This is a genomic window from Bacillus sp. UMB0728 (assembly GCF_002858875.1).
Classification (GTDB): domain Bacteria; phylum Bacillota; class Bacilli; order Bacillales; family Cytobacillaceae; genus Bacillus_AB; species Bacillus_AB infantis.
This window is the reverse complement of record NZ_PKLA01000002.1, coordinates 450,084-472,553: the sequence shown is the minus strand read 5'-3', so window position 1 is coordinate 472,553 and position 22,470 is coordinate 450,084. Positions and strand designations below refer to the sequence as shown.

The following is a 22,470-nucleotide window of genomic DNA, read 5'->3' as shown; positions in this document are numbered from 1 at the left end:
TAACTAGGCAGATCGCTCTGCCCCCTTTAAGCCGGTACAGAGATTTTCTCTGCTGCCGGCTTTTTCTTTTGGATTCGGGGATGATAAATGTGGTGATGTTATATGGATGCTAAATTGCTGGCTATCATTTTATTTACGATTATTATACATACGAGCGAGACGCTTGCTTACAGCATTCGCCTTGGCGGTGTGAGGCTGCGTAAGATTGCTGTGTCGCTTTCATTGACGGGAATTGTGCTGTTGGTTGCGAGGACTTCCAATCTTGTACAGGCTCCCCTGCTTGGCGGAGTCATCGACAGTGCCCGGGTGGATCAGGCTATTAATGTGGAGGGGACTTTCCGCCTTGTACTGCTTAGTGCATCTGTAGGTACTCTGCTGGCCATTGTACTGTTTCCCACTTTTACTAAACTGGCCATCTTTGTGATTAAGCGGTTTGAGGCAGAAGGTTCTGTGTTTGCATTGGTCAGTGCGACTAATATAAGCAAACTGAAAAAGACCGGCTCTTATGTGAGGCGGCCCAGGTTCCAGATGATCGAGAGACTGCGGGTCGGCGGCATCCCGAAACGGATCATGCTGATGAATATGATTGTGACAGCCATTTATACGACAGGTATCCTTTCTGCTTTGTATGCTTCGCTGGTAAGTCCAGATCATTCCACAGCTTCCAGTATGGCAACCGGGCTGATCAATGGATTTGCAACGATTCTGCTGACATTGGTTCTGGATCCTCGCATCGCGCTTTTGACCGAGAAGGCGCTGACTGAAGAAGGCGGAGCTGACAATATGGCTAAGATGTACGGCTGGCTTATGATATCACGGTTCTGCGGGACTTTGCTCGCTCAGCTGCTGTTTTTGCCTGCCGCTTATTGGATTGCCTGGGTTAGCGGGGTATTGAATTAGGGTCTGACCCCTACTAAGGACCTAGCTCTTTTTCTTATGCGCTACTATATCCCTTTTGCGGAAGGATAATGGCTTAAAGATGGTAACGGCATATAGGAGGCAAATCAATCCAGGTAAGATGATGAAGAAGATTGTTCCTGTCTTGGTGTTTATAAAATCTAGGAGCATGCCGGCTTTCGGGATGGTTATACCTGTGTAAAGGCCAGTGATTTGTTGCGGCAGGACTGCTTCCTTGTCTGGGAATTGATTCTTATCCCCTTGTGTTACAAAGGACACTTTACCATCCGGGTTATTTATGTTGACTATTCTGTGGGTTACGGAATGGTCTTCTTTTGTAAAGGTTATGATGCTGCCTGCTTTTAGTTCTTTCAGTTTATATGATTTGTTCATAATGGCAATGGAGCCTGTCGGGATAACAGGCTCCATTGAACCGGATAAGACCTGTTTGGCTTCGTAGCCAAACAGGCTTGGGTTTTCTCCTGTTAGTTTAGATGAAAGCAGAGAGAAGATGATCACAATTGATAGAATGAGAAGACTGTAATATAAAGATCTAAGCAGCAGTTTCACCATTATTAGTCCGGTTATCCTGCTGTATTGCCCGCAGCTTCTGACTGCTGCTCAGATTCAGCTGGCTTATCCTGGGCAGGCTGTTCTGTTTGTTTAGATTCCTCTTTAGCCGGTTTCTCTTCTTTTTGCTCATTATTGCCTTTATCCGCACCTGGTTTTTCAGCTTCTTCTTTTTTCTTTTGATCTTCTTTCTTTTTATTATCTTCCTCTTCCTTCTTCTTTTGCTCCTCTAGCTTTTTCTGTTCTTCTTCTTTTTTCTTTTCCTCTTCTTTTTTCTTCTCTTCTTCCTTCAGCTTTTTGAGGCGTTCTTCTTCTTTTTGTTTTTCAATGAGCTGCTCTATTTGGGTGTCAATGCTTGCGATTTCCTGCTGGAGGGCTGCTATTTTAGATTTAAGGCTTTCATTTGCCGCTTCAAGTGACTTAATATTGTCTTCGAATTGTTTCGATTGCTCTTCGAATTGTTTTACTTGCTCTTCAGTCTGCTTGGTTGCCTCTTCCATTTTTTCTGTGTTCTTTTTAGTTTTTTCTTCGATTTCCATTAAAGCATCCATGATCATTGGGAAAAATTCAGGGTCATACTCGCATGGAAACTCTACCTGTTCCCTTGCCTCTTCTATAAACTTCTTAATCTCCTTGAATTGTTCAGTTTTATTTTGGATGTCTTCTTTTACTTTAGGCAGTGCTTCACCAGCTATCTTTCCAAGTGCTGTCTGTAAAGCTTGGAGCTCTGAAGACAGCTCAGTGATTTGGCTTATTTTTTCTGTATTGGACTGAATCTCACCTTCGGCATCTGTAATTTCAGAAGACAGCTGTGCCTGAACTGCCTTCAGGCCTTCAACGGTTGATGAATCGCCCGGAGGTGCCGATGAAGATGGAGGCGCAGCTTCACCTTCTGTATCTTCTTTTATTGCCTCACCAACTTTTTTGGTGAAGTCGTCAATTTTCAGCTCTTCAATTGTACTCAAGGCCTCTTTAAGCTCTGCCTCCATCTCCTTTGCCAATTCTTCTGCTTTCTCTTTTTGCTCTTCTATGTATTTAGGAAAAACAAGGCATGCACTAATAGCGATATCCTGCTCTTCTGAATCATTGAACTCCCCGTACGTCGTAGTTGTCAGCTTTGCACTGCCCAGCAGAATTGATGAAATAGCAATGCTTGAGGTAAACACTCTTCTTAACCGCTTTCTCTTTTCCTCGAGCCTTTTCTTAATTCGTTCAGACCTGGGATCCATGAACAACCCTCCTTTGTATTCTTTATAAAGAACAATAATTACAAAAAAAATACCTGATTCCCTTAGTAATAATATAATTATACATTATGAGACCAAATATTCAACTGTTTTTTCTTTATAAAGAACTAATGTGAGTATAAAGATTGTAGATAAGGCACTAGATAATCGACTTTTGGCTGGGTATTTCCTTTGAGGAACTCACTTAGGGCATCGGGATTATTTTGAAGTATAATCAGTTTGCTGAATTCAGGCTGCTTTCCCTCTGTAATAAGGGAGTTTGAGTGCTGTTCGAATGCTGTTTTGACTTGTTCTGCATGTAATTGGGTTGTGCACTCGAAGATAACAGCCCAATGGTCGTGCTCTCCGCCGCTCTTCAAGTACTTGTGGCGAATTTGGAATTGTTCAGGGTGCAATCCAAGCTCCTCCTGGATTTCTCTATTAATGTTTTCCTCCAGATTAAAGCGGTTGTCCTTCAGGTCTGTTTCATCAATCCCTCCACCAGCAAATTGGAGGCGTCCAGGTGTTGAGGTATGCTTATTCATTTGTCCGAAGATAAGATGCCTATCATTCGTAAACACGGCTGCACATGTATAGATGACTCTGCATGGATTATCCGATCCGGGATGGTTGATGGTATAGAGATAATGCCTGTAATCTGTTTTGTTTACTTGTATATGAAGTTTTTCTGGAGAGTGTTCAGCCTCTCCAATGCAATAAACAGTCCCATTTGTGAGTGAGGGATTTTCCTCTATCCTTTTTTGCCAGTATTCCTCGTGGCTCTTATGGGCCGCTTCAGGCATAACCATTGGTCTGTCATCGTATTCTACTACCACTTTTTCTGGTACCACTTGAAACTTTATCTCTTTCACTACGTTCACCATTTTCGATTTATTGTTCTCTCATATATTAATATTCTACAGATAGCAGAAAGGCTCCTGCATATTTCTGGTAAAAAACGACTGCAAGGAAAAGACCGGCAAGGGATAAGTTCCTTGCCGGTCTTTTCTAGGCAAAAAGTAGGGGTCAGACCCCAACTTTGATTTCGAGATACGTGCCCTTAGCCATTTTCTTGGCAGAAGTGCTTGTCCATTTTGGATGGATTAGGAGCAGGTACTGGCCATTTGGCTGCAGCTTTTCTTTTGGCGTGATGGTCATGGTGCGGTTGTCATTTGCTTTTACGTTAACCGGGACATCTTGGCCGCCCAGCTTGATTAACTGAACGTCTTCCGGTTTGAGGATTGACCAGTTCATATCCATATTCATGGCCACTTTAAAGGTCTTTGTGACTGGTACGTTGTTCAGTGCGGGCAGTTTTAGATAGCCTGGGTGGTGTGCAAGAAGCTGATCCCTGTGGGAGATGAAAAGCTCCTCGTTCTCTGCGGTTATTACGTCTGGTTTCACTCCAACTTTGTTGACCGGTGTCCCTTTTGGTGAATAGAAATGTGCTGTTGTGAGCTTAAGGAAACTGTTGTCGCTTAGAGCGAAGAGGGTTTGCATGGATCCTTTCCCGAATGAGTTCTGGCCGTACAGCACGGCTCCCTTTTGTTCCTTCACTGAAGCCGATAGCATTTCTGACGCACTGGCACTGTATGGATTAATCAGTATATGCGTCGGTTTTGTGAAGTGGACCTTTTGCGGTATCGCTTTATAAACCTCTTCTATCCCGCTCTTATCACGGAGCTGGAAAGCATCCTTTACGCCAGGAAAGTAGCCGGCTATTTCCTGCGCTGCAGCAACATGACCGCCTCCGTTATTGCGGAGGTCGAATATCCAGCCTTTTGCCGCTGGCATGCTTTTGATGGCTTTTTCGATCTGCGCTGCTGAATTTTCGGCAAAGCTGTTCAGTCTGATGAACCCTATATCTCCTCCCAGAATTTCAGTTTCTGTATTGAGAAGATGGATAACCTCTCTTATTAGAGTTTTTGTTATTTTTTCTTTCGTCTGTGATTTTGTTATTGCCAGCTCCACTGTCGTTCCTGCTTTTCCAGAGATCAAGGATATGGCGTATTGTACAGACTCCCCTGCCAGGCTTCTTCCACCAGCGTGAGTGATAATATCCCCTGCTTCCAGACCGGCTTTCCGGGCCGGACCCTCATCAATGACTGAGAGAATTTTTATGCCTGCCTTGTCTTCCTCCAATGTGACACCGATTCCGACAAGCTCTCGTTCAATTGATTGAAAGAATCTCTCGTATTCATCTGCGGACATGTAGACCGAGTAAGGGTCCAGATAGTCTGTGATCCTCTTTGCAGTGGGCTGTTCCAAGACATGGGCCGGGACATCTTCTACATAGTAATTGCTTATGATCTGCCTAATCTCGTTTAACGGTTCTGCAGCTGAAGCGGTTTGTCCTGAAAACAGCAGCAGGAAGGCCGTCAGGCCTGTTAAGGCAGTCTTCAATAGTTTCATTTCTGTTCCTCCATAGATAGGTTGGTATATAACTATCTTAGTATTATTATCCATATTTTGATAGATCCCTATAGAGACTTTTTAATCATGAAGTCTTTTACTTGATACATGGCATAGTTGATAGGTCCCTCATTTGTTTGCTTTCTGGCATACAGCTGGGACGGACTTCCTTATTCCGAGAGGAGAATGCCTTTCTTCCTGTCTTTCCTTTTGCGTTCAAAAGAGGAATTTCGACATGTTTCCCCCCTGCTATACTGGGTAAAGGATACGGATTTATGACTTTATTTATTGGAGGGATGTATGCATTGAAAGCTAAAACTTTATCTTTCTTTATTTTCACGGTGCTGCTTTTGGCAGGACTGACGGTTGGAGACGGAGAGGCCTCAGCCCAAAAGCTTGATGCGCCGCATATTAAACAGATGCCAGAGCTTCCGAGAGGCTGTGAGGTTACTAGTCTCAGCATGCTGCTGCAGGATCAGGGTGTGAACATCGGCAAGATGCAGCTGGCCAAGGAAGTGAAAAAGGTGCCATTCAAAACGAATGGCGTTTACGGAAATCCTTACGATGGTTTTGTAGGGAATATGTATACATACGGTCTTCCGGGACTAGGCGTTTATCACGGGCCAATCTTTGATTTGGCCAATAAGTATTTGCCGGGGAAAGTGGTTGATTTTACAGGCAGCAGCCCTTCTGCCATTTATAAGGCAATCGATATGGGAAGTCCTGTATGGGTCATCACCAATACACAATTCAAGCAGCTGCCGAGCAGCTATTTCCAGACCTGGAATACTTCCAGCGGCAATCTAAAGATTACATACAAAGAACATTCTGTTCTTGTCACTGGCTATGACAGCCAATATGTCTACATAAATGATCCTTTATATAATAAGAAGAATCGCGCAGTGCCGCGCAAAAATTTCGAGGCTTCCTGGATCCAGATGGGCAGCCAGGCGATTGCGGCCATCCCAAAGACGGATTGGGATAAAGAACTTTCGTCTGGCCAGATTGGCAAGCTGACTATCATGAAGCCGATTACTCTTTGGGATCGGACAAGCACCGGGCTGAAGGCCGGCCGTGTGCTGCAGCCATTTGAAACTCTTAAGGTGTGCGGCTATGACGGGAATTACGGCGGCCAATACAAGCTTTGCGGCGGAGGCTACGTCACCAATATGGCGGGCTATATCCGTTATGAGACACCTCCTTCCAGCATGCTGCAGGAAAGGGCAGTGGCTGATGCACAGAAGGTCTTGGCTGCGGCGAAGTCCTATGCAGGCAGTTTGAAGTGGGAGATTCAGGCGGACTACAGGAAAGGGAAATACCCTGGTGATGTGGCCGGTTATCCAAATATGACCTATTTTAATAAAACGAAGGAATATATGAATCTGTCACAGGCTGCCATCGGCAGGGTCGGGGATGCGGCGAAGAAACAGGCGCTGCAGAGTGAACTGAATGCAGAAGTTATCACTTATTATAAACGGGCTGTCGGCTATATTGATGCTGTCACTTCCGGGAAGAAGCTCGTAGAGATGGCCCATTCCATGGATGCTGCAGTCTTAGCCGACCCGCTTGGTGATACTGGTGAAGCGAAGTATCACCAGCTGTCGGCGGAAGTGCGAAAAAATGCGGTTCTGTTATATCGTGTGTATGGACAGTCGACGCGGGAGGCTGTGCTTGCTGCATATAAGAAACCTGCTGAGGATATGATTGCGAAACACCGCTATACAGTTACAGCAAAGATGATGATGGATGACTTTAAAGCTATTGATCAAGCCAAGGTGGCGCCTGAAGAGTACAATCAGAAGGCGGCCGAGCTGAAAGCTGTTGTTGGGCAGATTAAGGATGCTGAGGTTCGGGAGAGGTTCCTGGCGGAGTTAAAGTAAAGGCTGGGGTCAGACCCCTACGAAAGTAGGGGTCTGACCCCAGTTTTAATGCATAGGATTAGAGGTATAGTCTTAAGGTACATATACTTATTTGGGAGGTCATTATGTTTAAAAAAGTCAGTATATTGGCAATTGCGGCTGTTTTGTCGTTTGGATTGCTCTTTATGCCTTCTTCTTCTCCTGCTAAAGCAGCAGAGCTGATCGGGGTTCCTTGGGGAAAAACGATTCTGATTCCAACACAGATCGGGAAAGTTACTCTTTTGAAGGACTCCCCTCTTTATAAGCTGTCAAGCAATGGCAAGCTTCTGCCTGGAGGCTCAAGGGTTAAAGGAAGCGAGTTCAGGGTGTATCAGTATCAGGATATTCATGGCGGGCTTTATGGATTGGGGGCTGGCCTTTTTATCAAGAAAGATCCGGAGATGGTAAAGTATGAAACGCCTTCGACACATAAGAAGATGCAGCTGGCACGGGTTGTGTTCTTTGACGGTAATGTCCTCACCCAGCTGGAAAAAGGGGTCTTTAAGGGGCAGCCGTTCTCCATTGATGGAACCACCGATATCAAAAAGGTCTTTGATTACTACAAGAATGCTCCTGTATCAGTCCAATATCAAAATGATGCATTGGCCCAGAGGTTTGGACAATATAGCTATTACAACTATTACCCGTATGATCAAAATGTCCATGCCATCTCTTGGATAAATGACTATCTTGTTCCGATTACTCCGTATATCATCAGGGAAAGAGTCGGAAACCCAGATTGGGAAGGCATAAGCGATAAGGATAGTGTCTGGACGATCAAGTATACACGAGGCGGCTATGAGATGTACTTCACCTTTGACAAAGGAAAAGATTCGCAGCTTAACAATATTTTGCTGAAGAGAATTAATTAATAGAAGAAGAGGGTCTGACCCCTACTTTCGTAGGGGTCAGACCCTCTTCTTCGTTTGCTTTTAGACTCCTGCCAAATGCGGTATAATAAAGGAATATGTGTTTTGTCGGAATGGTGTTGTTTTTTTGTGCTTTTTTTGTGTTTTTTCACCCGGGTTTTGCCGGGTTAGAGTATAGGGGGGATTGTTATGGCGCAGATTCCTGAGCGGTATTTGGAGGGGCTGCAGTTTGCTGCGGGCGAGCTGAAGAGCCTGCTGAGGCCTGAGGACCAGGAAGATCAGAAGGTGGTCCAGAAGGGCCTGCTTTTGTATCATCAGGGGCTTGTGCATCAGCTGAAGTATGAGGGTGACCGGATTACAGCCGTGGTCCAGGATGTGACTCCTGCTAGGGTGTCGCTTGATCTTGACTTCATCAACCATAGTGAATGCTCCTGTCCGCACGAAGGGTTCTGCCGGCACCGGATGGCTGCTTTTTTCCATCTGCTGTCCCAGGGAAGCAGTGTGGCCGCCTGGCTCAATGACTGGCGCCAGCCGGTCAAAGAGACGAAGACGGCTGCCCTGCTGGGGCTGAAGACGGCAAGGGATCTGCTGAAGGCGAACAAACAGCAGCAGGAGCCGGATTATGATAACTGGAAATCTTCCATTGAAGAAAGCTTTGATAAAATCCTGCTGGGCCAGGGTGACCCCAAGCCTTATGTGATGGCCGAGTTGTTCCAGGTCCATTTGCGGCGGCTTAGGGCGGCAGCCCCGGTCGAGCAGGAATGGCGGCTTCTTTATATGCTGATTGCGCATATTGTCTCTTTTAAGAAGCTTATCTCCCTTAGCATGGAGCTCGGTTATTTCGAGGATACGATCAACCGCTATTACCGCCACCTCTTCCATCTCATGACCGAAGAAGCGGCGGATATTACTGGCAAGCTGACGGTCCAGTCAGTGCCCTTTGCGTTTGATGAATTCATCGGGAAGCTGAAAGAGGAAACAGCAGAGCTTCTGACGAACGATTTTGAGATTGAGTATGAGCGCGCTCATCTCTACCGGCTGCTTTGGACCCATCTTTTCAAGAGCAAAGAATGGCGGGAAGAGGAAGTCAACAAGCTTAACAGTCTCCAGGATGAGCCATCAATGCCCCTGGTTGTCGGGGTGACCCATCTTCATATCCTTCTTCGTGAGGATGAAGAAGCGATGCAGAATATCCAGGTCCCTAACGCGGAGATGACGCCATATCTGTTATACTGGCTCGATTATTTCACCGCCCTTAAGGAATGGAAGCGGATGGCTCCGTTTGCCGAGTTGTTTGTCTCACGGCTGAAGGAGTATCTGAGCTGGAACAATGAATATAATGCCAGCATGGATTTTTCCAGGATGGCTTTGAAGGCACTGCGCACCTATACCGGCGAGATGCGGAGGCATGATCTGTATGAGAAAGCCATGATCCAGACGCTGCCGTACAGCTATCGGGAATATGAGGATGTCCTTTTTGAGCAGGAAAACTATGAAAAGTGGGCAGAGCTGCAGTCTTATATCGGCTTTGATATCAGCATGCTCCCTTCTGAACGGATCAAAAGGATCCAGCAGGCCGAGCCTGAGATCCTGCTTGGGCTTTACCATCAGTCTGTACAGGGCCATATCAACATGAAGAACCGGGATCATTACCGGGAAGCTGTCCGCAAGATGAAGAAGCTCCGGACCATTTATAAGAAATTAAAGCGGCAGAATGACTGGGAGCTTTTTCTAGAAATGATTCTTGAAAGGACAAGGCGGCTGCGTGCCTTTCATGAAGAATGCAAAAGGGGTAAGCTGATCGATGCTTAAAACACGTTTTATAAAAGTGAACGTCCAACAATATGATAAAGATACTTTTTTCATTGGAGCTTCTGATGAGCACGATAAATGGATGGTGCCGAACGAGTGGCAGAACCTGTTGTTCAACAATCATAAGGAAAGTTTTTTCGGGACGATGCTTGCACCGGCTGAGCTGGATGGCGCCCCTGGCCTCCTGGTCAACGGCTGGCAGCTCGCTACGCTGTTCGCGAACGAGCAGTTCAACCGCCTGATCGAATGGGACTGGGATGACACAGCTGAGATCTGCCTTGCTGCCGGACATGCGCTAGAAGAATCCATTCTTGAAAAAGAATGGGTGCCTGACTTCAAGGCGTGGGAGCGGAATGAATTCCACTGGGCACTGCCTGAAAATGTCCTTTATGAATTCGATGATTCCTTTTGGGAGCGCCCCCTTGCAGAAGAAGATGGCAGGTCTGTCAAAGGCTTTGTCCAGCATTGGTTTGACCGGTCTCTGAATGATTATTTGAACCGGAATAGAGAAATGAAAGAAATGTTCGGCCGTAAAATAGACAGCCTGCAGAATGAAGATATTGCGCCAAGCCAGCTGGCTGCCTACTTTGACGAAGAAAGCTGGCAGGAATGGATTGGACTGAAGGACAATGATGTGCCTTTTACAATTGGTTTGAAGCTTGAAGAGCCTGCTGATATTGACAGCTTCTGGGACTTGTCTATTTTCCTGCGCGGCAAAAAGGAGCCTGACCTGTTTGTCGATTACCGGGATGAGAGCAACTATCCGCGAAGCTGGCTGAAGTATCAGGAGGTCATTGAACGGGAGCAGCAGCGCTGGATCAATGTCTTCCCCTGGCTGAACGGCGACCGCGGCATCTCCACCCGCCTGACTGAGGATGAAGCATGGACTTTCCTGACAGAAGCCAGCGAAACACTGCTTGCCCTTGGTGTCGAAATCCTTCTTCCTTCCTGGTGGCAGGCGATGAAGAATGCGAGTATGAAGGTGAAGGCCAAGGTAAAAGGAACATCTGGCAGCCACCGCCCTTCCTTCGTCGGCCTGCAGGCGATGCTAGATTATGACTGGCGCTTCAGCATGAACGGAGTCGAGCTGTCAGAGGATGAATTTAATAAACTCGTTGAAGAGAAGCGCCGCCTTGTCTATATCCGCGGACGCTGGATCAAGCTCGACCATGGCTTCATCCGCCAAATTCAGGATTTGATGAAAAAAGCGGAAAAAGAAGGGCTGCATGTCCGCGATCTGATTGAGCAGGAATTGTCAGGAGAAGATGATTCAGAAGACGAGCTCGATAACCCGAAGGCATTTGCACGCATCCAAATTGAATTGAACCGTCAGTGGAAGCAGATGGTGAAGCAGCTGCGCGAGGTGAACAATATCCCGCTCGCTGATGCGCCGGAAGCACTTCACGGCGAGCTGCGCCCATATCAGCAGCTTGGGATGAGCTGGCTGTTATTCCTTAGGAAATATGGTTTTGGTGCGATTCTCGCTGATGATATGGGGCTCGGAAAAACGGTCCAGCTGATTTCTTATTTATTGAAGGTGCGCGAGCAGGAGCATGAGGGAGCTTCCCTCATCATCTGCCCGACCTCGGTGCTCGGCAACTGGCAAAAAGAAATTGAACGCTTCGCCCCTGATTTGAAGGTGTATCTCCATTATGGACAGAATCGCCTGAAGGGACAGATGTTCACGGAAGAGGCCGAGAAAGCGGATATTGTCTTAACGTCTTATGGCCTCACTCATCTGGACCTGTCCGATTTCGAGAACGTCACCTGGAGCTCGATCAGCATTGATGAAGCCCAGAACATTAAAAATGCGCAGACCAAGCAGTCCCGGGCAGTCCGGAAGCTGCGCGGCAAACATCATATCGCCCTGACCGGGACACCGATGGAAAACCGCCTCAGTGAGCTGTGGTCAATTTTTGATTTTACCAATCACGGCTATCTTGGCAGCCTTGGGCAGTTTCAGAAACGGTTTATCCTCCCGATCGAGAAAGAGGATGAAAAAGAAAAGGTCCAGCAGCTTCAGGCGATCATCCGCCCCTTCCTCCTGAGGCGGACGAAGAAGGACAAAGAAGTTGCTTTGAATCTGCCGGATAAGGTGGAGCAAAAGGAATATTGCCCGCTGACCGCAGAACAGGCTTCCCTTTACGAGCAGCTGGTTAAAGATACTTTTGCTGAGATTGAAAAGCTGTCTGGCTTCGAGCGCAAAGGGCTTATCCTGCAGCTGCTCAGCCGCCTGAAGCAGCTTTGCAATCACCCGGCTCTATATTTGAAAGAAGAAAAGCCAACCCATCTGCTGGAACGGTCATCAAAGCTCGAGAAGCTGAATGCCCTCGTTGATGCCGTTCTGGAGCAGGAGGAAAGCTGCCTCATTTTCACCCAGTATATTGAGATGGGGCATATGATCCAGAAAATCATGAAAAAGCGGCACGGAATCGATGTGCCATTCCTGAACGGAAGTGTCTCAAAGAATGAACGCGACCGCATGATCACCAGGTTCCAGGATGGTGAATTCCCTGTCTTCCTGCTGTCCCTGAAGGCCGGCGGTACCGGATTGAATCTGACTGCGGCGAACCATGTTATCCACTATGACCGCTGGTGGAACCCTGCGGTCGAAAACCAGGCGACAGACCGCGCCTACCGGATTGGCCAAGAGCGGTTCGTCCACGTTCATAAACTGATCTGCACAGGAACTTTGGAAGAGAAAATTGACCTGATGCTCGAGAAAAAGCAAACGCTCAATGACCAGGTCATCCAGAGCGAAAGCTGGATCACGGAGCTGTCCACCGATGATCTCCGCGATCTGGTGCATCTGGCATAGATATTACAGGGTCCGCTTCTGTCTTTTGTACTCCGCAAGAGATGGCAGCGGACTTTTTTCTTTATTTTTCACCCGGCTGTCAGGCATCTGGATGGCAAATGACACTTTATTCCGGCTTGTTTTTATCAGCAGGCTCGATAATAGGCGATAGTTGATGCCGCTATTTTCATGGATGAGATTCCCTCGGCCGTCCGGCTCGTCGTCATATGGCAGCACCCGGACATCAGTTTGATATATTTTGGAATAGATAGGATGTGAGGTGTTTGGGTCAAGGAGGATTTGACAGAAGTGGGCTGATGGGTAGGGCTTAAGCAGCTGAAGGGCATCAAAAAAGCCTGGCTTGAAATCAAGATTGATCTCCTTCGAATCTGTTTTTTGAAAATAAATCCTTTGCTGGTTTTTCTTCATATACAATTTACACTCCCTTTATTTTAGAATCTGTTTCCAATTGTTATTTCGACAGCTATCTCCAAATTCCTTCAAGGACACAAAGAAAAACAGGTATTTTTTACCACAAAATTACTTCTAACTGCAGAAGCTCTCCGCGACTTATAATAAATGAAAAGAAAGTTTTTACATTTTATATAAGACAGGAGAAAACCATGAGAATCCTTACCCCATTATTGCTGTTCTGCCTCTTCATTGCCGCTGTTCCCGCTGACGCAGCAGAACCCGTGTCAGGGTTTACTGGCCATGCCGCTCTGATTTCACCTTCTGGAGATCATGCTTATATCCAGGAATACAATTTATATACAGGAGAGTACACGACTTATTTATATGATGTGCAAAATAAAAGGAAGCTGTCTTCCTACCCGCACAGAATTGATAGTGACTTTTCCAAAAGTGTTAATTTTACTCCTATGGGAGAGTTAATGGTAACAACCCGTTCTGACGGCACCCATTTTTACCACCCTCGCACAGGCGGGCTGATCCGGACGCTTCCCGAGTCGAGTTCGCTGAATAACTACGCTTTTCAGCCAGGCGGGCACCTTCTCGCCCTGGCGAACCAGGAAGTGGAACAGAATGATTCTGAAGGCTATTATCTGGCAGTCTATGATACAAGGAACTATGAAAAGTTATATAAGATCAATTTCCCTTATGCCCGCACAGCGGCTGCAGCTTTCAGTCCATCAGAAGACATTCTTGCTGCGGGCAGCAGCTATCATGACACCATCTCCTTTTACAAAGCTTCAACCGGTGAAAGGCTTTCTTATGAGCTGCAGGACACTTCCTTTATCGGAGTAGATGAAATTGATTTTTCCCCGGATGGTCAGCGTTTGTATGTCCGAAGTGAAAATAGTGTCTATCTTGCAGTGAAAGCTGACGGCAAGTGGAAATGGAAACAGGAGCGCGCCCTTTTCTCCGTGAAAGACAGCCACCTTGGGAGGATCCTTCCAAGTGTGGATGGACGTTATCTGTTTTCTTATACAAATTCAGGCTTCCGCATTTATGATGCCTATAGCGGCAAGCTTCTTGTGGAGAAGCCCGATTTCCAGAATATGAATCTCAGTTTGGACCAGAAATGGCTGATTGCAAATATCAACAATTACAGCACAATCCAGCTGTTCAGCACTGCAGGCCTTTTAGCAGGATCAGATAGCAAAACAGCTGCGGAGCTTCAGGCAGAAAAGTATCTGGCAGAAGCCGAAAAATATGCAGGCGCCCTGAAGTGGCAGATTTCAGTTGAGTACACAAAGACAGTTCAATATCCTGATATGTCTGTTTTCAACTTAACAAAAGATCATTATGTGCGGGCCAAAAACCAGATCAACAGCCTGGACGGCACCTATGAGCTCGAGTACAGGCTTGCAAATCATGTAGAGCTGCATTATTTCCGGGCCATCGGCTATATTGATGCTATCACCTCCGGACAGAAGATCGTCAATCAGGCAAAGCGCTTCAATCAGCTTTACAGCACGGCTCCGGCAGCCGACGGAACTGAAGCAGCCTACCATGCCCTGTCCGGTGAGATCCGCAAGCAGGCTGTACTCTTATACCGTGTATATGGACAGACAACCCGCAACAGTATCCTTGCCAAGTATAAAGCGCCTGGAGAAAAGGCTTTACAGTCAGCGCAAAAGGCCATTACCGTCAAAATGCTGATTGACGATTTGGCTGAAGCCTCCTCTGCGGATGAAAAAGCAGAACTGAAAAAAAGAATTGAAATGCTGCTTGCCAATATGGACCAGGATTGGGCCTATCAAGCCTTGATACTAAAATATAAAGCAGTAAAATAAAGAACAAGAAAGCCGGCACACCTAAATGGTTGTGCCGGCTTCTCTATTACATTGCTTCTTTGCCTGGGTCTGGCTTGACAGGAGTATCAGGAGTGCCTGGCAGTCCTGGAATATCAGGTTTTACAGGATTGCCCTTATCAGGAGCTGGAGTTTCCCCTTTGTCAGGTGTCTCTCCTTTATCAGGCTCCTTTTCGCCTTTTTTCAGCTTATACAAGTCAATTGTTTTCGCTGTTTTATTGCCTGCAAGGTCAACTGCCTCAAAGACAAATTGATTTGGACCGTCCTTCAGCTTCAGCTTTACCTTCTTAAGGACTTTTTCAATATTCCTCATTGCATATGGCTCTTTGAACTCATTGTAGAACAGTTCGCTGCCATTTAGGGAAATGCGGAGCTCATCGAAATTGTCAGTAACCTTTACATCGACAACAGGATCCTTCGCATTATGCTTTAAGTACATGCTGGACGGAAGCCCGGTGACTTCCAATCCTGGAGCTGCTGCATCGACCATCACAGTACGTTTGAAGGAGATGGTGTTGTTTGCTCCATCTGTTGCTTTCACTTCAAAAGAATGGACGCCATCTTCGAAGTGAAGAGTTGAAGTGAATTCATATTGCTCTTTCTCTTCATTGTAAGTCAATTCAACTTCCTGCCCATTGATTGTGAATTCCTTCATATCGGATTCTTCTTTAATGGTGCCTGATACGTTCAGGTCATTTGTATTATAGACTTCAAGTGCAGCAGGCTCGTCCAGGTATACGTATGGAACGGTCTTGTCATTGCTGCTTTCGCCGAGTTCAGCTTTTGCTTCAGCTGAATTTCCAGCGTTATCATACGCGACAACTGTCACTTCTTCTTTCTCGTCCAATGCTTCCGGCAGTTCAAATTCATCTGTTTCGCCGCTTAATGGCTCAGAAAGAACTGTTTCTCCGTTCACAAGCACATCGAGATAAGATAAGCCTGATCCCTTTTCATTGTCGGCTGCTTCAATTTTTACAATGGTATTGTTTTCTGTCAGGTTTGCCTTCACGCTTGGTGCAACAGTATCAACTTTTACAGGAATCTTGACGCTTTGCCATTCAGCTCCTGCAAAATCTACCACTGTCTTAATCTCGAAATAATACTGGCCATCCTTGGCCACAGCATTATTCAGCTGGCCATTCCATCCCCATGCCGGATTCAGCGTGTAATTGGCAGCTGCTCCGCCATCATAATAATGCTTGCGCAGATTGGTTTCGGTGCGCAGGGTTCTAAGCGTTTTCCCTTTTTCATTGGTAATGATGAATTCTGCCTTCTTGGCATTTCTCAGGAATGACAGGACAGGAATGATCTGATCCTGTACCTTGTCCCCGTTTGGAGAAATGGCAATGGCTTCTTTCTGGAATAGATCTTCTACAGGGTTATAGCCCAGGTAATTATAGCTGTCTGCAGACTCGGAAACGGCTCCAGCCATTCCGTAGAATGAGCTTTCATCATATTTTGTTCCATCCAAGATCGGTGCCTTGTCCCAGTCACCTTTGAAACCAACATAAGGGACTGTAAGCTCGGCATTCACATCGTTAGGGTCCTTTAGTGTTACATATCCTTCAACAAAATAGCCGTTCGGGAACACTTCATCAATGGCAACCGGTGTTTCCCAATCGCCTGTGATGGAAGGATCGACTACCTTCGCATTGCTCACATCGACAGATACCTTAATGGTTGCAATGCCTTTTGCCGGGATATTGACAGTGGTTGTATCCTGGCCGTTCACCTTGATGGAAGAGTCAAGGATCTTCTGTGCTTCAAGGCTGTCTGGATCCCAGCCCAGCTCGCCATATGCTGCAAAGTCTGTCTGCAGGTTGGCTGCTACATCATATTTCACTTTTTTGCTGCTGTAGTTTTTCGCTTTCAATGTGAATTCAAATGTATTTCCTACTTCTTTCAAAGCTACCTTAGCTTCATCTGTTGATGCTTCGGTTACGATTACCGGAGTCTGCAGTGCGGAGTTCAGCTGCATGATTCCTGAACCCTGACGGCGCGGAGAGTATGGAAGCTCCCAGCCGAATGACGCATTTACAGTTCCCTGGTCAATGATTGGCTTAGCCGTATTCATCAGAAGGCTCTTAGCAATATTGACACGGTCAAAGCCTTCCACCACAAATTCATTATCGACTCTTTCAAGGATGAGTGCAGAACCGCCGGCAACATGAGGTGCTGCCATAGAAGTACCGCTCATCATTCCGTACTTGTTATTTTCCAGCGTAGAGTAGATCTGTCCGCCTGGCGCCGTGATTTCTGGTTTGAAATCAAGGTTTGGGGTCAGACCCCATGAAGTGAAGGCACTCATTTTGCCAGCTTCAGGATTGGCTGATTTTACTTTCTCGCCGTTGAACGTCAGTGTTACCTGCTCGCCTGCTGCAAGGGCAGCCTGAAGCTTGTCCCCATCCTGTTTCAGCATGAACAGCTGAGGGATTTTGATGGCAGGGTCTGTCTGCATGTTGACGTAGCCGTCAGCATTGTTATAAATGATGACGCCGACCGCACCTGCTGCCTGGGCATTCAGTGCCTTATCAGTAAATGCGAGCTCACCGCGCTTGATGAGTGCATATTTGCCTGAGACATTACCAAGTTCCTCCGGCTTACCGAGGCCGCCGTAAGCAACTTCAAATGTTTTGGTTTCCACACTGTTCGGATGGACGCTTCCTGCAGACAGGAATGCTGCCTTTCCGCTTTCCGAACCGAATGAATAGTTAACTGCATCAAGGTCCATATAGGAATTTTCTACAGAAGCTACCTGCAGTGAGTCATAGGAAACCCCAGGAGATCCTGAGACACCTACGTCAGGGTTTGATGCCCAAGGATTGGCAAAGCCATTTCCGAAGTGGGCGGAGTTCCCTGCAGAGATGGACATAAGGATGCCGTTGTTAACCGCTCTTTCAACTGCTTTTTGCTCCTGGTCTTCCGGAGAAACGAAGCCGGCAGTAGAGCCCAAACTCATATTCAGTACATCTGCGCCCAATACGATGGCATCATCGATTGCTTTCACATAGATATCACTGTATGTGCTAGGCATATTCGGATCATTTCCGAAAACCTTCAGTGCCAGGATCTGTGCTTCAGGGGCAACCCCTTTGATCCCGCCGTTTTCTTCATCGCCATTGGCGCCGACTGTACCTGACACGTGCATTCCGTGCATAGAGGCATCAGGGCCGATGTCGCCGATTGTATCGTTTTCATCCATATAGTTGTAGCCATAAGGCACTTTTTCGGTATAGTACTTTCCTTTAAGTGCATTGTTCTTCACGAATTTATTGACTTTGGACTTTGTCAATTCTTCTTTCGTTTCAGAGGAAAGCACCATATCGCGGTGGTTCGGGTCCATACCTGTGTCGATGACACCAACAATCATGCCTTCTCCTTTAAAGCCGTATTCCCTCCAGGCTTCTTGTGCCTGGACCAGCTCCTTGCTGTATACCATGTCCGGCTTTTCTTCCGGGCGTGTATATTCATTAACTACCTGTACATCAGAGACTTCCGCCAGTTCTTCGACCTTTTCGATATCCCCGTACATCATTTCGGCGCTGAAGCCGTTGACAACCGTTGTAAAGCTTTCATGCTCAATAAGCTTTACCCGGTTTTGCTTTGCTTTATTTTTGACCGCCTGCTGTTCAGTCAGCTTCTCGTTCTTAAGCTGTGTTTTTGTTGCATCAGGCAGCTCTTTATAGCGCTTGTTCTGCTTTTGTGCAACAAGAATCGCAGGCTCCGATTTCATTTCTACGATAACACGGACAATGTCAGTGTCTTTGTACTGCTTGTCCAATTCAGCCTTTTTGATCTGCTGAATTGTTTTCTGGTTCTGCTGCCCTTTTGTGCTCTTTGATTTTTCAGGCACAGCGGCTGCAGACACCGAGCTTGAAAACATTAAGAAAAATAAAGATAAAATAGCCAATAGCCTTTTGGTCGACTTCATGCTTTTCCCCCTTAAGCGGTAAGTTTATTCAGAATTTTTCTAATACTACATAAAGTTACCATATCGGAAAAAAGGTTATTAAGGGGAAATAGTCACGATTGTGTTCGCTTTATGCTAGTCCTATAGGCTTATTTGTTCGACTCTCGAAACAAATTCCGACAGCAATTTCTCACTAAAAAAGAAAAATCCGGCGAATATCACCGGAAAATGCGGGAAGTGGGGATAAGATTGATTCTTTCTAGTGGGGTCATACTGCGTGGGTAAAAAGGTTATTTAATGTATTCGGCGAATTTTTTGAGTATGAAGTTTCTCTTGCGGCATACGGCGGAGGACAAATTCAAGCTGCTCGATCCTTTTTTCCAGCTGGCCTATCCTTTCATTGGACCTGCCAGTCATTTTGATCAGCATTTCTATGAGTGTTTCCAGGTTTTGATTTGTGTTCAAACCTTCGCCGCCTCCTTTTGGCTGCTAATATTCCGTTTTGGTTCAAGGAAGCGGACCGAATCGGCCATAACCTCTGTCACATACACCCGCTTTCCTTCCTGGCTTTCGTAGTTCCTTGTCTGAATCCGGCCTGTTATGCCAATCAAGGAACCTTTTTGGCAGTACTGAGCAGTGTTTTCGGCTGTTTTTTCCCATAATGTGCATTGGACAAAATCAGCCTCTATTTCGCCCTTCTGGTTTTTGAATTGCCTGTTTACTGCCACTGTGACATTTACAACCGATGTTCCTCCAGGGGTAATTTTCAGCTCCGGGCTTTTAGTCAGCCTCCCTACCAGAATTACTTGATTGATCATTTCTCATCTCCTCTCTATTTGATAATTTTTATATTACAGGCTGTGCAGGAAATGGTAAAAAGGCGGAAAACGGCATTTGTGATGGCCTTTTGCCGGACGGAGGCTCTTTTGGGTTGCGGAAACCGAAATTTCAGGCCATCTCTCCTATATAAAAATGAATTTTGGGTGCTGCCGCCGTTATTTTTCGACATGGCTAAAATTCGCTTTCAAAGTGGGCTGTGCTATAATTTTAGCAAGGACTATAAACCAGAACGGAGGCAATGATAATGAAGACATTTAAGTTGATCTCCCTGCAGATTGTTGAAGAAGAAGGCTTGAAGGATATTGCGCTTGATGATGGCTTGATCATTAATAAAGAGGATGATTTAAGCAACTGGCTGATCGAAGCCTATATCAGTAAAACTTATCTCGACTATTTCACCGCGGCGGAAGACGCTAACAAAGAATTGACCGTCCAGGCTGTTATCACGAAGAAAGAGAATGATCCGGCTGCCTTTACCACTACTGTTTCTTCTGTGAAAGAGTTGGAAAACCATATCAGCATCCTTCTTCAAGGAAGCTTAAGAAGAACAAAAAGCGATTATGCAGAGCTGCTTCTCGGTGACCTGGTACAGCAGGGATTGGATGGAGAGGCACTCGTCACTGAATTTAAAAAGAAAATGAAAAGCAAGCCAAGACTGGCAGCAGCAAAGAAATAGGAAGCTCCTGAACGGGGCTTCCTTTTTTTGTATAAAAAAGAGCAGGTTCCCCTGCCCTTCTCATTCATTATTTATCTTTATTATCGTCATCCTGCATGTCAAGATCGTCTTCGACCGCATCTTCGCCAGGATCATTATTATCTTCCATCATATCCTTGTCTTCGTCAGTGTTGATGTCGCCGTTTTCGCCATTATCGTCGATAACGCCGTTGTCATCTTCGCTGATGTTGCCATTGTCTTCGTTATTGCCATTCATGTCGCCGTTTTCTCCGTTCATGTCGCCTTCTTCAACAGGCGGCGTGTTATCGTCTTCCGGAGGCGGCTCCTGGTCATTATTGCATCCTGCCAATACCATAGCTGAAAGCACCGATCCGCCAATTAATGTTAAAAGCCTTTTCTTCATAAGTAAAAAGCTCCCTTCTGGTTGTTTATATTGACCTTGGTCTTTTCATATGATGTCCAAAAAAAGAAACAACTTGCATATAAAAAATTATTTTAGGGGGATTTTTATATGCAAGTTGTCACCTGCTGGCCAGGATATTATATACATACACGTATATGGGACAAGCTAAACGTGTTAGTTTGTTTTTTCGGCATATTAAAAAAGAATGTCCGGCAGCCGGACATTCTGAATTTATTCCTGCTTATCTCCAAGGGCAAACGTCAGCTCTGCTTCGCAGACAAGCTCCCCATCTACTGTTGCGGTGCCTTTCCCTTTTCCGATGGCTCCTCTTACACGTGTCATTTCAACTTCAAGACGGAGCTGGTCGCCCGGCTTTACCTGTCTTTTAAAACGGCAGTTATCTATGCCTGCAAAGAAGGCGAGGCGCCCGCGGTTTTCCTCTTTTTTGAGCATGGCCACGGCACCGACCTGCGCCAAAGCTTCAACAATCAGCACTCCTGGCATAACCGGGTAGTCCGGGAAATGCCCGTTGAAGAATTCCTCATTCGCCGTCACATTTTTTATCCCAATTGCCCTCTGCGCCTCTTCAACCTCAAGGATGCGGTCCACGAGCAGGAAAGGATAGCGGTGGGGAATGATTTCTTTGATTTGGTTTATATCCAGCATAATTTAGTACCTCCTACTAATAATAGGTATCATATGTCTTTATTGTACTGTAAAAGAACAGAAAAAAGGAAGGGCAAATCCCCTTCCCGGCAAAAATTTATTCTTTTTCAACCAGATCCTTGATATGCATCCAGGTCGATTTTTCAAAAATATCGGATGCTTTGCCGCCGCCCATTACACTGTAGCCCACAAATGCTCCGAGGATGAGGCTTCCGGCGATTAAAATCAGCACAATGATGACTCGAAGCCAGATCGGGACAAGGCGTATGCGGATGATCCTTTTGCCGGCCGCTTTCTCTTCCGCTTTTTGTTTTTTCTTTTGTTCACGCGTGTTGGCCGCTTCCTGGTTTTTCTTCACTAGCATCAATTTTAATCCCCTTTACCTGATCCCGTTTACAAGCCCCATCATCTGGTCTGCCATTGAAATGGCGCGTGACTGGAACTGATAGGCACGCTGTACGGTAATAAGATCAGTCATTTCTTTTTGCATATTCACATTCGACTGCTCAAGCGCCCTTTGCTGGACACCTGCCTCGCCGCGCAGTGCGCCTGTCAAATCAGTCAATACATCGATCCCATCCGCGCCGGCTGCCAGTGCCAGCAGATTGCCTCCCTGCTGCTGCAGGAACTGAGGCTTATTGACCCTGACAATACCGAGGCTGAATTCCTGCTCCAGGCCGGTGCTGTCCTTTGCCGTCAGGATGCCGTTCTCTGTAATGGCAAATTCACCGGGCTGCCCATTGATGTAAATCGGATTATCATTCTCATCCAGGACTGCGTTGCCGGCGCTGGTGACAAGCATGCTTTCTGTGTCGGATACCGGCGTTAAATAGAACGCACCATCCCGTGTATATTGAACCTCTGAGCCTGTCTCTGTCTGGACAAGGACTTTATAAAGCTGATTCTCTTTCGTAAAAGCCGTGTCCAGCTGGCGGTCCGTCGTTTTGATGCTGCCCTGCGCCATCACGATCTGCGACTGGGCCAGCATCGCCCCGGTGCCCTGCCTCAGCCCATTAGGCGTCAGCCTGTTTTCATCAGCCGAGTTCGGCTGATTGGCAAATTGCTGCACAAGCAGGTCTGTAAACGTGGCTTCCCTGCGCTTGTAGCCGGTCGTATCGACATTCGCCATATTGTGGCTTGTTATATCCATCTGCTTTTGCAGCTGGGCCAGCGTATTGGTGGCTGTAATCATCATTCTGCTCATAATATCCCCCTTAT

At 46.4% G+C, this 22,470-nt stretch carries 19 protein-coding genes and 1 pseudogene; 8 read left to right on the top strand and 12 right to left on the bottom strand.

The window, feature by feature from the left end:
- Positions 1-102 precede the first annotated feature (102 nt).
- Positions 103-900, top strand: coding sequence for a lipid II flippase Amj family protein (locus CYJ37_RS08145; protein WP_101548961.1), 798 nt, complete (start codon positions 103-105; stop codon positions 898-900).
- 21 nt (positions 901-921) lie between these two features.
- On the opposite strand, the gene CYJ37_RS08140 is transcribed toward CYJ37_RS08145, so the two are convergent.
- From CYJ37_RS08140 to CYJ37_RS08125, 4 genes are all read right to left on the bottom strand, one after another.
- Entirely contained in the window at positions 922-1,470 is a 549-nt protein-coding gene (locus CYJ37_RS08140; RefSeq protein ID WP_101548959.1) for a signal peptidase I, read from the bottom strand.
- A gap of 11 nt (positions 1,471-1,481) precedes the next feature.
- Complete coding sequence (locus CYJ37_RS27095) at positions 1,482-2,696, bottom strand: hypothetical protein (RefSeq protein WP_101548957.1); 1,215 nt, start codon at positions 2,694-2,696, stop codon at positions 1,482-1,484.
- A gap of 125 nt (positions 2,697-2,821) precedes the next feature.
- On the bottom strand, positions 2,822-3,565 hold the full coding sequence (locus tag CYJ37_RS08130) for an NUDIX hydrolase (protein WP_101548955.1): 744 nt from the start codon (positions 3,563-3,565) through the stop codon (positions 2,822-2,824).
- A 154-nt stretch (positions 3,566-3,719) separates the two neighbouring features.
- Complete coding sequence (locus CYJ37_RS08125) at positions 3,720-5,105, bottom strand: S41 family peptidase (RefSeq protein ID WP_101548953.1); 1,386 nt, start codon at positions 5,103-5,105, stop codon at positions 3,720-3,722.
- Between the two features lie 296 nt (positions 5,106-5,401).
- Between CYJ37_RS08125 and CYJ37_RS27680 the strand changes: the two are divergent.
- From CYJ37_RS27680 to CYJ37_RS08105, 5 genes and pseudogenes are all read left to right on the top strand, one after another.
- A pseudogene (locus CYJ37_RS27680) lies at positions 5,402-6,070 on the top strand (C39 family peptidase); the annotation flags it as partial.
- The gene (locus CYJ37_RS27675) at positions 6,044-6,985 is read left to right on the top strand and encodes a hypothetical protein (RefSeq protein WP_308302674.1); all 942 of its coding nucleotides are present in this window, start codon (positions 6,044-6,046) and stop codon (positions 6,983-6,985) included. The pseudogene CYJ37_RS27680 and the gene CYJ37_RS27675, both read left to right, overlap by 27 nt.
- Before the next feature lie 104 nt (positions 6,986-7,089).
- Positions 7,090-7,875, top strand: coding sequence for a hypothetical protein (locus tag CYJ37_RS08115; protein ID WP_101548949.1), 786 nt, complete (start codon positions 7,090-7,092; stop codon positions 7,873-7,875).
- 186 nt (positions 7,876-8,061) lie between these two features.
- Positions 8,062-9,684 (top strand): SWIM zinc finger family protein, encoded by a 1,623-nt coding sequence (locus CYJ37_RS08110; RefSeq protein ID WP_101548947.1) that lies wholly within the window; start codon positions 8,062-8,064, stop codon positions 9,682-9,684.
- Positions 9,677-12,502: a DEAD/DEAH box helicase gene (locus CYJ37_RS08105; RefSeq protein ID WP_101548945.1), complete on the top strand. Its 2,826-nt coding sequence runs from the start codon at positions 9,677-9,679 to the stop codon at positions 12,500-12,502. The genes CYJ37_RS08110 and CYJ37_RS08105 overlap by 8 nt, the downstream gene beginning before the upstream one ends.
- 3 nt (positions 12,503-12,505) lie before the next feature.
- Here the strand turns inward: CYJ37_RS08105 and CYJ37_RS08100 are convergent, their stop codons facing one another.
- Positions 12,506-12,910 carry a hypothetical protein gene (locus tag CYJ37_RS08100; RefSeq protein ID WP_142385235.1) on the bottom strand — a complete coding sequence of 135 codons (405 nt, stop codon included), beginning with the start codon at positions 12,908-12,910 and terminating at the stop codon, positions 12,506-12,508.
- A 194-nt stretch (positions 12,911-13,104) separates the two neighbouring features.
- Between CYJ37_RS08100 and CYJ37_RS08095 the strand changes: the two genes are divergently transcribed.
- Positions 13,105-14,739 carry a WD40 repeat domain-containing protein gene (locus CYJ37_RS08095; RefSeq protein WP_101548941.1) on the top strand — a complete coding sequence of 545 codons (1,635 nt, stop codon included), beginning with the start codon at positions 13,105-13,107 and terminating at the stop codon, positions 14,737-14,739.
- Positions 14,740-14,785: 46 nt separating this feature from the next.
- Here the strand turns inward: CYJ37_RS08095 and CYJ37_RS08090 are convergent, their stop codons facing one another.
- The 3 genes from CYJ37_RS08090 to ssb all read right to left on the bottom strand — a co-directional run bounded on the left by CYJ37_RS08090 (position 14,786) and on the right by ssb (position 19,485).
- Positions 14,786-18,688, bottom strand: coding sequence for a S8 family serine peptidase (locus CYJ37_RS08090; protein WP_101548940.1), 3,903 nt, complete (start codon positions 18,686-18,688; stop codon positions 14,786-14,788).
- A gap of 273 nt (positions 18,689-18,961) precedes the next feature.
- A complete protein-coding gene (locus CYJ37_RS27090; RefSeq protein WP_180827277.1) occupies positions 18,962-19,132 on the bottom strand; it encodes a hypothetical protein in 171 nt (56 codons plus the stop codon).
- Positions 19,129-19,485 (bottom strand): single-stranded DNA-binding protein, encoded by a 357-nt coding sequence (gene ssb, locus CYJ37_RS08085; protein ID WP_101548938.1) that lies wholly within the window; start codon positions 19,483-19,485, stop codon positions 19,129-19,131. Before ssb ends, CYJ37_RS27090 begins: the two co-directional genes overlap by 4 nt.
- Positions 19,486-19,751: 266 nt before the next feature.
- On the opposite strand from ssb, the gene CYJ37_RS08080 reads away from it, so the two are divergent.
- The gene (locus CYJ37_RS08080; protein WP_101548936.1) at positions 19,752-20,183 is read left to right on the top strand and encodes a YwpF-like family protein; all 432 of its coding nucleotides are present in this window, start codon (positions 19,752-19,754) and stop codon (positions 20,181-20,183) included.
- Positions 20,184-20,250: 67 nt separating this feature from the next.
- Here the strand turns inward: CYJ37_RS08080 and CYJ37_RS08075 are convergent, their stop codons facing one another.
- From CYJ37_RS08075 to CYJ37_RS08060, 4 genes are all read right to left on the bottom strand, one after another.
- Entirely contained in the window at positions 20,251-20,586 is a 336-nt protein-coding gene (locus CYJ37_RS08075) for a hypothetical protein (protein ID WP_009792675.1), read from the bottom strand.
- 231 nt (positions 20,587-20,817) lie between these two features.
- Positions 20,818-21,252 (bottom strand): 3-hydroxyacyl-ACP dehydratase FabZ, encoded by a 435-nt coding sequence (gene fabZ / locus CYJ37_RS08070; protein ID WP_009792674.1) that lies wholly within the window; start codon positions 21,250-21,252, stop codon positions 20,818-20,820.
- 97 nt (positions 21,253-21,349) lie between these two features.
- Positions 21,350-21,616, bottom strand: coding sequence for a DNA-directed RNA polymerase subunit beta (locus CYJ37_RS08065; protein WP_009792673.1), 267 nt, complete (start codon positions 21,614-21,616; stop codon positions 21,350-21,352).
- A 15-nt stretch (positions 21,617-21,631) separates the two neighbouring features.
- Positions 21,632-22,456, bottom strand: a complete 825-nt coding sequence (locus CYJ37_RS08060; RefSeq protein ID WP_101548934.1) for a flagellar hook-basal body protein — start codon at positions 22,454-22,456, stop codon at positions 21,632-21,634.
- Positions 22,457-22,470 lie beyond the last annotated feature (14 nt).

What these genes read in the sequence shown, in the direction of transcription:
- CYJ37_RS08145 (WP_101548961.1), top strand. Translation starts at nt 103, where the DNA reads ATGGATGCTAAATTGCTGGCTATCATTTTATTTACGATTATTATACAT.
- CYJ37_RS08140 (WP_101548959.1), bottom strand. Translation starts at nt 1,470, where the DNA reads ATGGTGAAACTGCTGCTTAGATCTTTATATTACAGTCTTCTCATTCTA.
- CYJ37_RS27095 (WP_101548957.1), bottom strand. Translation starts at nt 2,696, where the DNA reads ATGGATCCCAGGTCTGAACGAATTAAGAAAAGGCTCGAGGAAAAGAGA.
- CYJ37_RS08125 (WP_101548953.1), bottom strand. Translation starts at nt 5,105, where the DNA reads ATGAAACTATTGAAGACTGCCTTAACAGGCCTGACGGCCTTCCTGCTG.
- CYJ37_RS27675 (WP_308302674.1), top strand. Translation starts at nt 6,044, where the DNA reads ATGGGCAGCCAGGCGATTGCGGCCATCCCAAAGACGGATTGGGATAAA.
- CYJ37_RS08115 (WP_101548949.1), top strand. Translation starts at nt 7,090, where the DNA reads ATGTTTAAAAAAGTCAGTATATTGGCAATTGCGGCTGTTTTGTCGTTT.
- CYJ37_RS08110 (WP_101548947.1), top strand. Translation starts at nt 8,062, where the DNA reads ATGGCGCAGATTCCTGAGCGGTATTTGGAGGGGCTGCAGTTTGCTGCG.
- CYJ37_RS08105 (WP_101548945.1), top strand. Translation starts at nt 9,677, where the DNA reads ATGCTTAAAACACGTTTTATAAAAGTGAACGTCCAACAATATGATAAA.
- CYJ37_RS08100 (WP_142385235.1), bottom strand. Translation starts at nt 12,910, where the DNA reads ATGAAGAAAAACCAGCAAAGGATTTATTTTCAAAAAACAGATTCGAAG.
- CYJ37_RS08095 (WP_101548941.1), top strand. Translation starts at nt 13,105, where the DNA reads ATGAGAATCCTTACCCCATTATTGCTGTTCTGCCTCTTCATTGCCGCT.
- CYJ37_RS08090 (WP_101548940.1), bottom strand. Translation starts at nt 18,688, where the DNA reads ATGAAGTCGACCAAAAGGCTATTGGCTATTTTATCTTTATTTTTCTTA.
- ssb (WP_101548938.1), bottom strand. Translation starts at nt 19,485, where the DNA reads ATGATCAATCAAGTAATTCTGGTAGGGAGGCTGACTAAAAGCCCGGAG.
- CYJ37_RS08080 (WP_101548936.1), top strand. Translation starts at nt 19,752, where the DNA reads ATGAAGACATTTAAGTTGATCTCCCTGCAGATTGTTGAAGAAGAAGGC.
- CYJ37_RS08075 (WP_009792675.1), bottom strand. Translation starts at nt 20,586, where the DNA reads ATGAAGAAAAGGCTTTTAACATTAATTGGCGGATCGGTGCTTTCAGCT.
- fabZ (WP_009792674.1), bottom strand. Translation starts at nt 21,252, where the DNA reads ATGCTGGATATAAACCAAATCAAAGAAATCATTCCCCACCGCTATCCT.
- CYJ37_RS08065 (WP_009792673.1), bottom strand. Translation starts at nt 21,616, where the DNA reads ATGCTAGTGAAGAAAAACCAGGAAGCGGCCAACACGCGTGAACAAAAG.
- CYJ37_RS08060 (WP_101548934.1), bottom strand. Translation starts at nt 22,456, where the DNA reads ATGAGCAGAATGATGATTACAGCCACCAATACGCTGGCCCAGCTGCAA.